The sequence below is a fragment of the Neolewinella xylanilytica genome, from assembly GCF_002934605.1.
In the GTDB taxonomy this organism is placed as follows: Bacteria; Bacteroidota; Bacteroidia; order Chitinophagales; family Saprospiraceae; genus Neolewinella; species Neolewinella xylanilytica.
This window is the reverse complement of sequence record NZ_PTJC01000005.1, coordinates 2,403,574-2,418,183: the sequence shown is the minus strand read 5'-3', so window position 1 is coordinate 2,418,183 and position 14,610 is coordinate 2,403,574. Positions and strand designations below refer to the sequence as shown.

The 14,610-nt window shown below is 56.1% G+C and carries 13 protein-coding genes; 3 read left to right on the top strand and 10 right to left on the bottom strand.

Annotated elements, in window-relative coordinates; translation table 11 throughout:
* A partial coding sequence (locus CLV84_RS21980; protein ID WP_211295207.1) for a hypothetical protein occupies window positions 1-267 on the top strand: 267 nt, incomplete at its 5' end.
* Between the two features lie 565 nt (window positions 268-832).
* Here CLV84_RS21980 and CLV84_RS09415 read toward each other — a convergent pair.
* The 4 genes from CLV84_RS09415 to CLV84_RS09400 form a co-directional block, all read right to left on the bottom strand.
* A complete protein-coding gene (locus CLV84_RS09415; protein ID WP_104419463.1) occupies window positions 833-1,849 on the bottom strand; it encodes a glutamine synthetase beta-grasp domain-containing protein in 1,017 nt (338 codons plus the stop codon).
* A 117-nt stretch (window positions 1,850-1,966) separates the two neighbouring features.
* Window positions 1,967-3,118, bottom strand: coding sequence for a porin (locus tag CLV84_RS09410; protein WP_104419462.1), 1,152 nt, complete (start codon window positions 3,116-3,118; stop codon window positions 1,967-1,969).
* Window positions 3,119-3,341: 223 nt separating this feature from the next.
* Window positions 3,342-4,640, bottom strand: coding sequence for an ammonium transporter (locus CLV84_RS09405; RefSeq protein ID WP_104419461.1), 1,299 nt, complete (start codon window positions 4,638-4,640; stop codon window positions 3,342-3,344).
* Between the two features lie 125 nt (window positions 4,641-4,765).
* Window positions 4,766-5,104 (bottom strand): P-II family nitrogen regulator, encoded by a 339-nt coding sequence (locus tag CLV84_RS09400; protein WP_104419460.1) that lies wholly within the window; start codon window positions 5,102-5,104, stop codon window positions 4,766-4,768.
* A gap of 244 nt (window positions 5,105-5,348) precedes the next feature.
* Here CLV84_RS09400 and CLV84_RS09395 point away from each other — a divergent pair, with 244 nt between their 5' ends.
* Window positions 5,349-6,935, top strand: coding sequence for a hypothetical protein (locus CLV84_RS09395; RefSeq protein ID WP_104419459.1), 1,587 nt, complete (start codon window positions 5,349-5,351; stop codon window positions 6,933-6,935).
* On the opposite strand, the gene CLV84_RS09390 is transcribed toward CLV84_RS09395, so the two are convergent.
* The 4 genes from CLV84_RS09390 to CLV84_RS09375 are packed head-to-tail and all read right to left on the bottom strand — an operon-like array spanning window position 6,829 to window position 11,994.
* Window positions 6,829-8,244, bottom strand: a complete 1,416-nt coding sequence (locus tag CLV84_RS09390; RefSeq protein WP_104419458.1) for a TolC family protein — start codon at window positions 8,242-8,244, stop codon at window positions 6,829-6,831. The genes CLV84_RS09395 and CLV84_RS09390 overlap by 107 nt on opposite strands.
* On the bottom strand, window positions 8,241-9,608 hold the full coding sequence (locus CLV84_RS09385) for an HlyD family secretion protein (RefSeq protein ID WP_104419457.1): 1,368 nt from the start codon (window positions 9,606-9,608) through the stop codon (window positions 8,241-8,243). Before CLV84_RS09385 ends, CLV84_RS09390 begins: the two co-directional genes overlap by 4 nt.
* Before the next feature lies 1 nt (window position 9,609).
* Window positions 9,610-11,307: a peptidase domain-containing ABC transporter gene (locus CLV84_RS09380; RefSeq protein WP_104419456.1), complete on the bottom strand. Its 1,698-nt coding sequence runs from the start codon at window positions 11,305-11,307 to the stop codon at window positions 9,610-9,612.
* Window positions 11,308-11,319: 12 nt separating this feature from the next.
* Window positions 11,320-11,994 carry a TetR/AcrR family transcriptional regulator gene (locus CLV84_RS09375; protein ID WP_104419455.1) on the bottom strand — a complete coding sequence of 225 codons (675 nt, stop codon included), beginning with the start codon at window positions 11,992-11,994 and terminating at the stop codon, window positions 11,320-11,322.
* A 129-nt stretch (window positions 11,995-12,123) separates the two neighbouring features.
* Between CLV84_RS09375 and CLV84_RS09370 the strand changes: the two genes are divergently transcribed.
* Window positions 12,124-12,984: a choice-of-anchor V domain-containing protein gene (locus CLV84_RS09370; protein WP_104419454.1), complete on the top strand. Its 861-nt coding sequence runs from the start codon at window positions 12,124-12,126 to the stop codon at window positions 12,982-12,984.
* A 5-nt stretch (window positions 12,985-12,989) separates the two neighbouring features.
* Here the strand turns inward: CLV84_RS09370 and CLV84_RS09365 are convergent, their stop codons facing one another.
* Together CLV84_RS09365 and CLV84_RS09360 are read right to left on the bottom strand one after the other, a co-directional pair.
* Window positions 12,990-14,156 carry a trans-sulfuration enzyme family protein gene (locus CLV84_RS09365; RefSeq protein ID WP_104419453.1) on the bottom strand — a complete coding sequence of 389 codons (1,167 nt, stop codon included), beginning with the start codon at window positions 14,154-14,156 and terminating at the stop codon, window positions 12,990-12,992.
* A gap of 11 nt (window positions 14,157-14,167) precedes the next feature.
* Window positions 14,168-14,569, bottom strand: coding sequence for a hypothetical protein (locus CLV84_RS09360; protein WP_146088764.1), 402 nt, complete (start codon window positions 14,567-14,569; stop codon window positions 14,168-14,170).
* Window positions 14,570-14,610 lie beyond the last annotated feature (41 nt).

Below are 14,610 nucleotides of genomic sequence, written 5' to 3'. Positions count from 1 at the left end.
CTTTTGTTCGCCTTGCTTCCAAAGCGGCTGCAAAAGTACAGCAAGTTTTTTAACCGTGCAACTGTTTGGGAAAATTTCTTTTCGAAAACATCCGCCCAAGCTAAAATCATCCGCCGCTCGTTCGCGGGGGCCGCAAAGGTACGATCATCAACTCCACTCCTGCAACTGTTTCAAAAGATATTTTCGAAATCGTTTCGGAGGAACGTTGCTTCCGGTGATCCTCTCCTGCCGGGGCCGTTGCCTTCGACAATTCGGGGGAATCCGTAGTCCGGAAGAAATACCGACGCCTTTACAAGAATCGGTGTTGATCGCGCACTTTTCATATGCGGGATGGCAAAGATAAGGCGCCCCGAGGAACTCCTGCAAGCGGATGGTTACTTTTTTGTCCAGACTTTTATCGATTATTCGATTGATGGCTGCAGCTGCCTGGCCGGACCTTTGTGGGTGCTCGTCCAGACACTTGCAGGTCCTATGGACATTCCAAAGTCTCGTGCTTTCCCCGGGCACGATGATCTAGCACCTCGGCGTGTCGTCGAGCATAGAGCGGGCGTCCTGCGAGGGTGCGGTACGGAACCTAGCACCCTGGAGTGTCGCCTGGCGGTAGCGTACCCGGATTATTCCGGAACATACTCCTCCTGCGCCCCGGCGCAATAGAGCGGCTCCCCTACCCTGCCCGTAAAGCCGAAAACAGTAACCTATATATAAGGACGTAAAAAAGCCCGGCCCCTCAGTGTGAGGAGCCGGGCGAAAAGGTGGGTTCCAAAGGGAACCTGAGCTGATTTAACCTTCTTGTAGGTCTTTGGAAAGGGAAAAGAAGGTCAGATCGTGTCGTCTAGTTGGAGACGGGCTTCACCGTTTTCACGATACGGGCCGCGACCTTATACGGATCGGCGGCGCTGTTCGGCCGACGGTCTTCCAGCCAGCCTTTCCAGCCGCGCTCTACCGTAGCAATGGGGATCCGGATGGAGGCGCCGCGATCGGAGATACCGAAGCTGAACTCATGGATGCTCTGGGTCTCGTGCTTACCGGTGAGGCGGAGGTGGTTGTCGTGACCGTAAACGGCGATGTGCTCCTTGGTGTACGGACGGAAGGCCTCGCATACTTTCTCGTAGTCCGCCCGGTTACCGCTGTCGCGCAGGAAGGAGTTGGAGAAGTTTGCGTGCATACCCGAGCCGTTCCAGTCGCCCTTCAGCGGTTTGCAGTGGTACTCGACGTATACACCGTAGGCTTCGGCCGTACGCTCCAGGAGGAAGCGGGCCATCCAGATCTGGTCGCCGGCCTCTTTGGCACCCTTGGCGAAGGTTTGGAATTCCCACTGCCCGGGAGCGACTTCAGCGTTGATGCCTTCTACCGTCAGTCCGGCATCGAGGCAGGCATCGAGGTGCTCCTCAATGATCTCCCGGCCGAAGGCGTTGCGGGCACCCACCGAGCAGTAGTACTGGCCCTGGGGGGGCGGGTTGCTACCGTCGGCGGGGAAGCCGAGGGGCTTATCCGTCTCCACGTCCATGAGGAAGTATTCCTGCTCGAAGCCGAACCAGAAATCCTGGTCTTCGTCGTCGATCGTGGCGCGTGCGTTGGTGGGGTGCGGGGTGCCGTCGGGGTTGAGGACTTCGTTGAGAACGATGAAGCCGTTTTTGCGAACAGGGTCGGTCACGATCATGACTGGCTTGAGAAGACAGTCGGAGCTGCCGCCTTCGGCCTGCTGGGTGCTCGATCCGTCGAAGGACCACATCGGGCAGTCCTCCAGCTTGCCGCTGAAGTCGGACTCGATGCGGGTTTTGCAGCGCAGCGTCTGCATGGGCTCGTTACCGTCGAGCCATACGTACTGTAGCTTGTGTTTAGTAGCCATAGATTATGTTGGGTTAAATCAGAAGGTTAAGAAATGAAGTTCTTTTGCGGCGGGGCGCAGGTGACCAGCCTTACCGGAAAGCCGTGCAACGCGTCACCCGGCCGCATGTTTTTGGGATTAGAAGGAGTATATCGCGGCCAGGATGAAAGAAGCCACGCTGTCATCTTCATCGGTGCCTCCGAAGTCGATGATGCCACCACTGTAAGTAGTGGCGAAATCGCTGCCCGAGTCCAGGCGGAATTCGGGTATGATGCGGAGGTCACCTACCGTGATGTTACCAGTAGCGGTAAGCGCGGTTACGCTGCGTCCGTCCAGGCTGATGCTTTCCGGTACTGCTTCCTGGAAGTATTCACCACGCAGGGAAAGATCAAATCCGTCGGTGATGCCGATGGTGGAATATAAGGCTACACCGGTAAAGCCGTCGGAATCACCTACGGTTCCCTCGTTGACGAAGTTCTGAGTGCTCTTATTCGTGGCGTTGATCCCGAACATCAGGCTCTCGCTGGCCTCGAAGGTGGCCGTCAGGTCGATCTGGAAGGTGGTCGCGTCTTCGTCGTTGATGATGTCCTTTTCGTCCGTTCCGTAAAGGAAGTTCAAATAGGCGGCCAATCCACCCGCCTCGGCGCTCAGCTGGGCGCCGTAGTAGTAGCCCGGGTCGTTGAACCGGCTGTCGGTATTATTGAAAACACCCAGCATCGCACCGAAACCTTCGGTGATGGCAAAGTCCGCTTTCAGTCCGGTGTGAAAGAAGGGGCCGTAGCTGAACATGTAGCTGGTGCTGTAATTCATGTTGGCCGGGGCATCGATGACCTCATAACCTACGAAAGTTCCGAATTGACCGAAGGTGAAGGTCAATGCATCGCTTGGTGAGTAGGTAACGAATAGCTGTTGAAGGTTGGGGATGTAGTAACCGGCACGATCTTGGTCGCCGCCTAAGTTAGCATCGTTAGCTCGCGGGCCAAATCCAATTTGTCCTACGAATCCGACTTTACCTAAGGACTTTTCGGCCAGCAGATTCACGTTACCGACGCTGAATCCGTTGGTTTCGGGCGTGAAGCTCGTAGGAAAGCCAAGATCGCTTCCGGGCTCGTCATCCGTGTTGTCCGTAAATACATTCTGGAAGTAGGCATCCACATAGCCGCTGAGCTGGAAGCTGGCTTCCTCCTCCTCTTCTTCTTCCTCAATGATCAGGACATCAACGTCCTGAGCGATCAGTTGGGGACCGAAGAAAAGGAGCAAAGCAAAAAGGGAAAGTTGATAAGTTTTCATATACCTAGTTGTTGGGGAAAGTGAGAGGGGGGAGTACGGGAGTACTTTAGTCGGGTAGTCTTTTAGTGTTTAGTCTTTTAGTCGGGTAGTCTTTTAGTTGGGTAGTCTTTTAGTCTTTTAGTCGGCTTGCCTCGGGCTGGTAGTACGGTGGTCTTCCGGCGACAGGGCCTGGAGACTACCGTACTACACAGCTAAGGCGTAGCTGAAGCGACTACCGTACTACTTACCGTACGACCGTGCTACCGGAGTCCGTGAGCTGGAAGACGCCATCCTCCTTGGTGAGGCTGTAGGCGTGCATGTCGTGCTCGCCGAGGTCGAGACCGCGAATCTCTTCCTCTTCGTCTACCCGGATACCCATGGTGGCCTTCAGGATGCTGAAGAGGGCGAAGCTCGTAGCAAAGGAGAAAAGACCGACGCTGAGCGTACCGATCAGCTGGGTGACGAGCTGGCCCATACCGGCGCTGGCACCGAAGATGCCGACGGCGAGGGTACCCCAGATGCCGCAGACACCGTGTACGGAAGTGGCGCCGACGGGGTCGTCCAGGCGAAGGGTCTTATCGAAGAAGACAATACTCAGGGGAATGATGATACCAGCAATCATACCGATCAGGATGGCTTCTCCACCGCTCATGAGGTCAGCGCCGGCGGTGATGCCGACCAGGCCTCCGAGAATACCGTTGAGTACCATCGAAAGATCGTAGGACTTAAAGAGGATGTAGCCCATGAAGAAGGCGGCTACCCCACCCGCGGCGGCGGCCAGCGAAGTGGTGACGAATACGAGGCTGACCCCGTTGGCGTCGGCACTCAGCACCGATCCGCCGTTAAAGCCGTACCAGCCGAACCAGAGGAGAAATACGCCGATGGCGGCTAGGGGCATGCTGTGACCGGGGATCGCGGTAACGGTTCCGTCGGCGCGGTACTTACCCCGACGGGCTCCGAGGAGAATCACCGCGGCCAGGGCGGCAAAACCACCGGCGGCGTGTACGAGGGTAGAGCCGGCGAAGTCATAAAAGCCCATTTCGGAGAGCCAGCCACCGCCCCAGTGCCACATGCCCGTGATGGGGTAGCTGATGGCGACGAACAGCGTAGCGAAGATCAGGAAGGGAACCAGCTTGACGCGTTCGGCGACGGCACCGGAAACGATGGTCGCACAAGTAGCGGCAAACATGGCCTGAAAAATGAAGTCAGCGTAGCCGGTGTAGGTGGCCCCACCTTCGGCGGCGGCGGCGTACTGAACGACACCGTCCACTTCGGGGATGGCCCCCGCGGCCCAGTCCATGACGCCGAAGGCGCCGATGAAGCCGCCGGCGTAATCGTCACCGGGATACATGAGGTTGTAGCCGATGAAAAAGTAGGTCAATAACCCGATGCTGATAATCATCGAGTTCTTAAAGAGGATATTCACGACGTTCTTGCGCTGAACGAAGCCGGCTTCGAGGCTGGCGAAACCTAGGTGCATAATGAAGACCAAACAGGTCGCCACCAGGATCCAAAGGTTGTTTACGGTAAACATTGCTTCCATAGCAGTGAGATTCTTTAGTTGAAAGATGAGGGGTGGGGTCTTACCTGGGTAAAGCCGAGGTAGCGGGGGCAAAACGGAATGGAATAGCAGTGGCGCGAATGGTTAAATCGGCCCGGTGCGGCTGCTTAGATGGCGCTTTCGTTCTCTTCGCCGGTGCGAATACGGACGATGCGATCCAAATCGTAAACGATGATCTTACCGTCACCTACCTTGCTGGTACGACCAGCGGATACGATGGCTTCGACGATGGCGTCTACTTTCGTGATGGGCGCGATAATATCGAGCTGGAGGCGGGCGATGTAATCGGCGTCATAAACGCTGCCCCGGTAAGTGAGCTGCTCGCCCCGCTGCAAGCCAAAACCCTTAACTTCAGTAAGTGTAAAAAAATTAACGTCGATGGCCGCTAGGGCATCACGAATGCTTTCAAAGCGGGAAAGGCGGATGATAGCTTCAATCTTCTTCATAGAAGTAATTATCTTTGGGATGCTCCGTGGTTAGCTGGAGGCCCCCGAAAAGAGGTGAACTGAGAAGTCTATCTGGTTAAAGGGCTCTTACGAAGTTCGAACGTCTCCTTGCTTCGTTGAAACAAAGATGACGTTCTGCCCACCAGCCCGCGCAGCGAACTAATATTCTCTTTTGTGACGCCTAAAATGGGCACACAAATCGTTAGTAGCTGATTTACAATAATTTAACTCACCTCGCTTACCTATGGCAACGGCCGTAAAAGACCAGCTCTGGCGACTCATAAAGTCGCTGAATAAGGCCGAAAAACGTAATTTCAAGTTATACGCCACCCGGGCCGGGGCTACCACAGACAACAAATTCATCCAACTTTTCGATGTACTCGACCGCCTGGAGGGACCCGATGACAACGTTGTCACCACCCGCCTGCGGCTGTCTCCCGGGCAGTATTCCAACCTGAAGCGCCATTTGTACCAGCAAGTGCTGACCAGTTTGCGGCTCATTTACATCAACAAAGAGATCGACATCGAGCTACGAGAGCAGATTGATTTCAGCCACATCCTCTACGGTAAGGGCTTGTACCTGGATGCGTTGCGTTCGCTGGAAAGGGCCAAGAGCCGGGCCGTGGAGCATAACCGGGACGTCCTCCACCTGGAGATTCTGGAGTTCCAAAAACTGATCGAGTCGCGCCATATTACGCTCTCCCGGCAGGTAGACAATAAGATGGACCTGCTGCTGAATGAATCGGCGGAGCGGAGCTATAGCGTGTTGAATACCAGCGAGCTGTTCAATCTCAACATCCAGATTCACGGCCGCTACATCGAAACCGGGCACAGTCGGTCGGAAAAGGACCGGCTGGAAAACAAGGAATTTTGGGACAGTATACAGACCCACCGCTTCGATCGGGAGACCGTCGGCAGCACCTTCCACCAGAAGATCAATCGCTTTCAGGCGTCCATGTGGTACCACTACATCCAGCTGAATTTCGAGGATGCACTGGAATCGGCCATGAACGCCCTGATGCTTTTTCACCTCAGTACCCATATGACGGTGAAGGATCCGGACCTTTATCTGCGCTGTCTGTACTACGTTTCGGTTTTCGCCTATCTCTGTGGGGATGAGAAGCGGATGCAGCGGTACCTCTCCGTGACCCAACGCTTTTTGGCAGACGAGCAAATCCAACTAAACGAAAACAGTCAGTTGATCGGTCAGGTATACGTGGGCTTGATGCAGCTTAATACATTATTCGCAACGGGGAAATGGGAAGCGGCAAAGACCTACTGCGACGATCTCCGTGCCCGGTACGCTAACCGGGAATTCGTCCCGACTGACCACCGGTGGGGGCAGTTTCTCTATAAATTTGCCGCTACGGCTTTCATCCGCAAACAGTACGCGGAAGCGCTGGATTACCTCAACGAGATCATCAACATGAAAACGGGTATACTTCGGGAGGACCTCCTCCTGAATACCCGACTGCTGCACCTACTTTGCCACTACGAACTGGGGAACCGGGCCCTGGTAGATTACCACCTCACCAACTTCAAACGGCAGATGCGGCGCAGTGCGGAAACCGCAGCGATCCATCATCTCTGCGCTTCCGCCCTACGGAAATTGATCAAGAGCGTAACGGCCGAACACCCCCCCATTTTCGAAGCCCTCGACCGGGATTTACGCGTGGTGGCTAGCAACGACCCATTCGAGCATAAGGCGTTGCTTTACCTCGACCTTACTCACTGGGTACGACAGCATCTAGGGCAGCGGGCATCTGACCGGCAGCGTAGCTCCGGGCCAGCCTTGCCTTACGGTGTTTCACCATCAGCTCCACCCGCTTAAGCTGGGCGTCGATGTAGCTGACTTCCCGGGTATTGACCAGGAAGAGCGAGCTTTCCCCGCCCCGAAACAGCGTACGTTCTCCGGCGAGTAACACCCCGTAGTCTTCGGCATTGCGCACCGCCAAATCGTACTGTTCGGCCGTAGCGATGACTTCGTTGGTAGCCGCCGCTATTTTGGCATCGATATCGGCAATCTTATCGCTTAGCTCGAGTTGGGTCTCACTAAGCTTGACACGGGTCAGGGCCAGTTTACCCCTTTCCTTGCGGAGGAGTAGAGGCTGACTGAAGGTGACCCCCCATTTATAGTTGTTGTTGGTAATTTCCTCGAGGGGGTCGTTGGCTCCACCGGCCAGGAGGGCATTGTACTTTACGTCTACCCGGGGCTTGAGGTACTCGCGTTGCAACCGTTCGTCAATTTCCAGGTCGGAAATTTTCAACCGCGTCCTGGCGAGCAGGGGGTTTTCACCGTTAAGGTCTGCGGCGAAAATCGGTGCAACGATCACTTCATCGGGTGGCAGGGCCCGGGTATCCGCTTCCAGCTCCACCGGCACTACCCCATCGATCCAGAGGTAAGCGTTGATGCGGGCGCGGGCGTTGGCTAGGTCGAGCAACGCGGTCTCCCGGCCCAACTGACGGTTTTGCACCAGGATGCGGGCCTCCAGCGTGTCGATGGCCGGACGGTTGCCGGTACGTGCTTCCGCAGCTACCGCTTCGTAGCGCTGTCTGGCTACATCCAGGGCATCGGTGTATACTTCCAGGGCGGCCAGGGCCCCTGCCCAGTTCCAGTAGACGGTACCGGCCGAGTAAATAAGGTCGTTTAACAGGATTTGCCGTTCGGCTACCGTAGCTTGTTGGTACACCCTGGCTCGTTGCAGTTCAGCTCGGCGTTCGTCAAACAACAGCCCCTGCCCGAGCGAGGCCGTCAACCCCGCGGCGTACAGCCCGGATGAGGGAACGTTGTGTTCCGGATTAAGGTAGTAGCCGTCGTTGCGTTCGTAGGCGGCGTTGAGTTCGATACCAAACCAGGTGGGCACCTTGACGCCACCCTCTATAACGCTGTAATATTGGGTGCCCTGAAAATACTTCTGGCTGAGGTCACCGTAAAGCTTAGGGTCGAAGTTGCCGCGGGCGGTCCGCATAACTGCTTCCGCTCGCGCCCGCTGTAGATCGGCCCGGACGGCTAGGGGATGGTGTTCGGCCACCAGCAACAGAAAGGCATCTTCCGTTAGTACCACCGGCAGGTCTTGCGATCGTCCAACGCTACCGGCCAGGAACAAACTCAGAAAAACAACTAATCGCAGAGCTATCATTTCGGCACCTTGATTTTGGGGGGAGCGGGCGGAGTTGCGCCGGGAGGGGCGTAGAGGTCAGGCGGGAACCCGTTGATCTGCCGCCATATCTCGTACCAGATCGGGACGTTTTTGAGCAGGATCAGGGCGCTCGCACCCGACCCGACCCGCAGGGCCTCGGGCCAATCCCGCTCATCGGGATCGGGGGCGATCATCAGCCGGTACATTCCGGTGGTGGTACTCGCCCGGTCGATGGCCACAATTTCTCCCCGGTAGGTACCGTAGCTCGTATTCGGCCAGCCGGAGAAAACGATGGCGGGCCATCCGTCGAACTGGATATTCACCTCTTGCCCGATATTCATGAGCGGCAGATCGAGGGGTTCGACGTACAGTTCCACGGCCAGCTGGTAATCGGCGGGCACGATCGTTAGAATTTCTTCTCCCGTGGAAAGCGTCTCCCCAATACCGGCCGACATAATCTGCGTAACGTATCCCGCCTGCGGGGCCCGAACGTAATACAGGTCGGTACGCCGCTCGTAATTGCTGTACTGACTCTGCAGGGAGGTTAGCCCTGCCTCCGCATCGAATTGTCCGGACATGGCAGTAAAGCGTTCGGAACTCGCTTTGGCCAAGTCATCCTGTAGTTTGGCCTGGATGGCATTCAACTCAACGCGGGCATTGATTACCTCGTTGCGGGAGGCTAATAGCTTATTCTCGGCGCTGTTTAACTGGGCCTGGGCACGCTGGTACGTCACCCTGCGGTTCTCCAGTTCGGTAAGGGATTTTAACCCCTGATCGTAGAGTTCCTGGAACCGTTCGAACTGTTCTTCGGCCACTTCCGCATTCAGTCGAGCGGCAATGAGATCCATGCTGTCGCTGGCTACCGTCAGTCGTGCCCGTTGCAGGTTATTCACCGACTGCTCGGTACGCAGGCGGCCCGACTCCCTCATGGCCTGCATCTGGTTGGCGAGGGCATCGATCTTCGATTCGTAAGACTGTAACGACATTTCCCGGGCACGGATTTGTGACTGCGTCCGGTCGAGGAGGCTGGTATCAAAGTAGGCATCCTTCGTTTCCGACAACCACAGAAGGGTATCGCCCGCTTCGACGTAGTCTCCTTCCCGGACGTACCACTGCCGGATTTGTCCGCCGATCACCGTCTGGATACCCTGCGGACGCTGGTTGGGTTGCAGCGTGGTGACCTGCCCCGTGGAGCGAACGTTCTGGGTCCAGGGGAGAAACATGGCAATGACGAACAGGATTGAAAATATAGTCAGTAGCCTGAGCAGCACCCGGCCGGCGTGGCGGTTCTCTACAAACTGCAACGAGGAGAGTCGGCTACGGTCCACGTGGCGGGTTACGGAGTTAAGCGAAATGTTTAGCATACTAAGCTTGGGTTTCCAGGGTAGACTGGGTTATGGTTCCATCCTCCATATGTAACAAGCGGTGGCAGCAATTTCCGAGATAATCGGTGCTGCTCACGGCGATCATCGTCCAGGGATGAACGGGATCGATCAGGAAGTCGATAATTTGCTGGCGGATTTGGGCGTCGATCGGGTCGAACACGTTCTCCAGCAGTAATAAGCGGGGTTTGTCGGCAATCGCGCGGGCTAAAAGCAACCGTTGGACGATACTGCGCGGCAGTTTATCACCGGTAGGATCAAGCTTGGTTTCGTACCCCTTCGGCATGCTCTGGATCGCTTCGGTAAGCCCCAGGTTTTTGACGGCCCACTTTACGTTTTCGAAGGTGGCCGCTTCCCGCCCCATGGCAATATTTTCCAGGACGGAGCCTTCGAACAGCTCCCCGTTCATGAAGCAGGCACCAATGACCGAATGCAGCGCCTCGAGACTCAGGTTTCCCTTGGGCAGGTGATCGTAAGCGACGGAACCCCGTTGTGCATCGTACAGCCCGGCAATAACGTATAGAAGCGTACTCTTTCCCGATCCGTTCGGTCCGGTAACCAGTACCCGTTCACCCGCGGGAACTTCCAGCGTTAAATCCCGAAGAACGGAGCGTGTCTTATTCGGATACGTGAAGGATACCCCCGTCAGCTGGACGGAAAGTCCTTCCGTTCCTGCGGTCAGCTCGGCGTTTGTATCCTCCTGTATCTGATCCAGCTCCAGATCCGTGACCTGACCGATCTTTTCGAGGCCGGTGAGCACGTCGTAGATCGTTTCCAGACTCAGGATCAATTTCTCCACCGAAGCCATGACGAACAGAATGATGATCTCGGCCGCTACGAATTGGCCGATGTTCATTCGCTGTTGCATGACGAGTAAACCGCCGATCGCGAGTAAGCCGAGGGCTACGATGACTTTGAAGACCACCATCAGCGAATACTGCCGGAGCAGAATCGTGAAGTGGCTTTCCCGGGCCCCCAGGTAGCTGTCCACGTGCCGGTTCATGCGTTGGAGCGCCATGTCCGATTTGCCGGCTAGCTTAAAGGTGCTCGAAGTTCGCGCTAGTTCTTCCAACCAGTGGACGGCGGCGTATTTATGCTTGGATTCTTTCAGGCTGGTTTCCAGACCGCTCTTGGCGGTAAAAACAAAGATGAGTACCACCAGTATCACCAGAATCACCCCGAAGAGGATGAAAAACGGATGGTAAACGGATAACAGCATCAGTCCGAGCACCACCTGCAAGCTAGCAACCGAAAAATCGATCAGAATTTTTGACAGCCCTTTCTGCACGGTCAGGACGTCAAAAAAGCGGTTCATCAGTTCCGGCCCGTAGTGATTGTAGAGCACCTCCGTTCGGATCTTCGGAATACGATAGGCAAATTCGAAGGCCGCCCGACTAAAGATCTTCTGCTGGAGATTTTCTACCACGCGAAGCTGCTGAATTTGCAGCACCCCTACGATGGCAATCCCGAACACCACCAAACCGACGAGCACCATCCAGGCCGTGCTCACCCGCCCCCCCATGATGAGGTTGATGATGGCTTGAATACCCAGTGGCAACGACAGATTGACTATACCCGCGAAGAAGGCATAGATCCAGACATTCTTAACCTCGTCCCGATCTGGCCGCAGTAACCGCCAGAAGCGTTGCAACGGCGAAAGTTGATTTTCGGATCCCGTCATGGTAAGTGATACTTAGCGAATGGCGCGAAAGGCCATTTGGGTGAAAAAGCAGACCACGGAATCTTCTCCCTGATGATTATCGGTGATCAACGGCAAATGTTCGGCGAAAAAGCGCTGCAGGTGAGCTCCCTCGATAATGGTACTCACCAGCATGTGGGGATAGGGGAATTCCGGATTGAGTTCTAAAATAATTCCGCTGACCCGCTGGATCAACTGTTTGTAATAGCTAAACGCCCCAACCTCGTTCTCATCATCCACGTGCCGGGTCAAATACACTTTCAGACTTTCGGCAACTACGATGCGGTTGAGCTTAATCTCGTTGATGTGGCTGAAATTGCTGTCCTCGGCAATTTCCTCCGTGAGCAACTTGATCGCCCGCCGGAGACGGTCCTCGGCACTGTCAATGTTGGCCAGCGCAAAGGCCATGCGGTACTCCATCCATCCCCAGTACCACATGACCAGATAGACCAGGAGTTTATGCTTGTTCTCGAAATAGCGGTATACCGATGCTTCGGTGGTGCCCACCCGCTGGCTCAACTTGCGGAAGGTAAAATTCTCCAGGCCAAGCTCGACCAACAGATCGATGCTTCCCGATACGATCCGTCTGCCCAGATCGCTGGTTTCCGGATCCTTTAAGTAGAGCTTGTCCGAAACGGCAATGCTGATTTTACCGGCAAGATTTTTCAACTGAATAGTATTACTATTGATAATGCTCGACTAACTATTGAAACTACCAAAGGGTTGTGCATACAAGTAAAATTTATTTTCCCGTTCTTAGGGAATCGTATTGTATCCGCCTATTACTTCCCAACGCCTATGCCACGCTTCACCACGGGTCTCCCCTTTTTTCTCGTCGCCGCTAGCATTCTCCTAGCCGGCTACTCTTCCGGTCCCGCTAGCTCGGAAGGAGCCGGCTTTACGGGCGCGCCCAGCGCGGGAGGGGGAACCGAGGGCATTTGCGCCAACTGTCATTTCTCGGGCGATTTCGGCTCGCCCCGCCTCCAGGCCACTTTCGCAGACATGCCCGGTAATGCCTACCGCCCCGGACAAACCTACACCGTCACGGTTTCCGTGCAGGCCGAAATGGGTACCCCTTCGGGCTACGGCTTTCAGGCTCAGTTTCTGGATCAAAACGATCCCATCCGTATGCCGGCCGGTACCCTGTCCGATCCCGATGACGTAACCCAAATTGCCACCACCAGTTCAGGACGCACCTACGCCGAGCACAAAGGAATCAATCCGGATAGCTTATTCACCTTCCACTGGACCGCTCCGGAGGCCGGAACCGGTCCCGTGTCTTTCTATCTGGCCGGTAATACGGTGAATCGCGCCGACGGGCAGCTGGGAGACAATGGTTCCCGGGAGCCGTTGCTGATCACCCTCTCCGAGGATACGTCAACCGGGCTTTTTCCCACCGCGCCCGATCGCCTGACTACTTCCGTTTCTCCCAATCCCACTTTCGATCAATCCCGCGTATCGTTCGCCGTCGAGCGAAGCGGGGCATACCGCTTTGACCTCGTAAGTGCCGACGGACGCCTGCTCACCTCCGCGACCAACTTCCTGGTTGCCGGGCCGCATTCCATTCCGGTGAACCTGGTGGCCCAGCCAGCCGGAATCTATTACTACCGCATTGCTGGATCGAACACCGCCGCAACCGTCAAAATTCACCGCCGGTAATCAGCTTATTGCAGCCCGTCTTGTAGGTCCGCCTGAATGTCGGCAACCGCTTCCAGTCCTACACTCATCCGGACTAAGCCATCGGTTATTCCAACCGCAGCCCGTTCTTCCGGGCTAAGCTTACTGTGAGTGGTGGTGGCCGGATGGGTAAGAATGGTCCGCGTGTCGCCGAGGTTACTGCTACGGGTACAGAGCTGGGCCTGGTTCAACAAGCGACTCGCCGCCGCGGCCCCACCTTTGAGCTCGAAGGTGACGATACCGCCACCGGCGCGCATCTGCTTACGGGCGAGGTCGTGCTGTGGGTGACTAGCCAGGAAAGGATAATGAACGCTTTCAACTCCCGGTTGGTCCACCAGCCACTCCGCCATCGTCATGGCCGACCGGCAGTGGGCGTCCATACGTATCGCCAGCGTTTCCAGGCTTTTAGAGATGACCCAGGCATTGAAGGGCGACATGGCCGGACCGGTGTGCCGGCAAAAGAAGATGACTTTTTCCATGATTTCGGCCCGGCCCAGAAGCAGACCGCCGAGCACCCTACCCTGTCCGTCCATCCACTTCGTAGCGGAATGGGTGATCAGATCCGCGCCATAGTCAGCCGGGCGCTGCAGATAGGGGGTAGCGAAACAGTTATCTACAATGAAGGTGATCCCATGCTTCCGGCAAAACGTTCCCGCCTGCTCGAGGTCAACTAGCTGTAGTCCCGGGTTGGATGGGGTCTCGGTAACGAACACCCTGGTACGATCGGTCACGGCATCCGCCCACGTTTCCGGCTGATCGGGTTCTACGTACGTATAGGTAACGCCCCATTTCGGCAGTATCTGGGATAATATCTGGTGGGTGCTTCCGAAGACCGCCCGCGTAGCCACGATGTGATCGCCCTGCTCCACCAGGGCAGCGAGGCTGGCGAATACCGCGGACATACCGGAAGCCGTAGCGAAGCCGGCTTCCGTACCTTCGAGGCTACAGGCCTTGGCAATGAGTTCGTCTACGTTCGGATTATTGTACCGGCTGTAAATGATCCCCTCACCCCGGCCGGCAAAGGTATCCGCCATGGCTTCAGCTGACGGAAACGTAAAGCTGCTGGTGAGGAACAGGGGCGTGCTGTGCTCCCGGTACTCGGTAGATGGCATTTGTTGCCGTATGGCGCGGGTCGAGGGGTGCTTTTCTTGCATCCGCAATATTACTACTTCTTACGGGTGGCTACGGTCATGTAAGTGTTTAAAGCCGTCCCGGTAAGCTCATCCGCCGAAGGCTCGCCTTTTAGTCGGAAATCGATATCGGTCTGGTAATCCGATGAATAGAAGGTGATCAACAAGCCGTCGGCGGTGCGTTCCACCGACCGTAGATTTACGTCGCTCCCGTTGACGTTGATGGTTCCCCCGAGTGCGTCATCCGCCGTTTCCGTGAGGGTGAGGATCCCCTTTACCGTACCGGCCGGAGTGTCCATGACGGTAAGATCCCAATCTCCGGCGTAACTGGCCTGAGCCGTTGCCGGGGCGGCGGGAGTTTCAGGGACGGGAGCGGTCCGGGGCGTAGCACACGCAGCGACCATTACCAGGAGTAAAAGGAGAGAAAAGGAACGCATACAGAAGGGTTTTACGATGAAGATACCGGACGGCGGGAAAA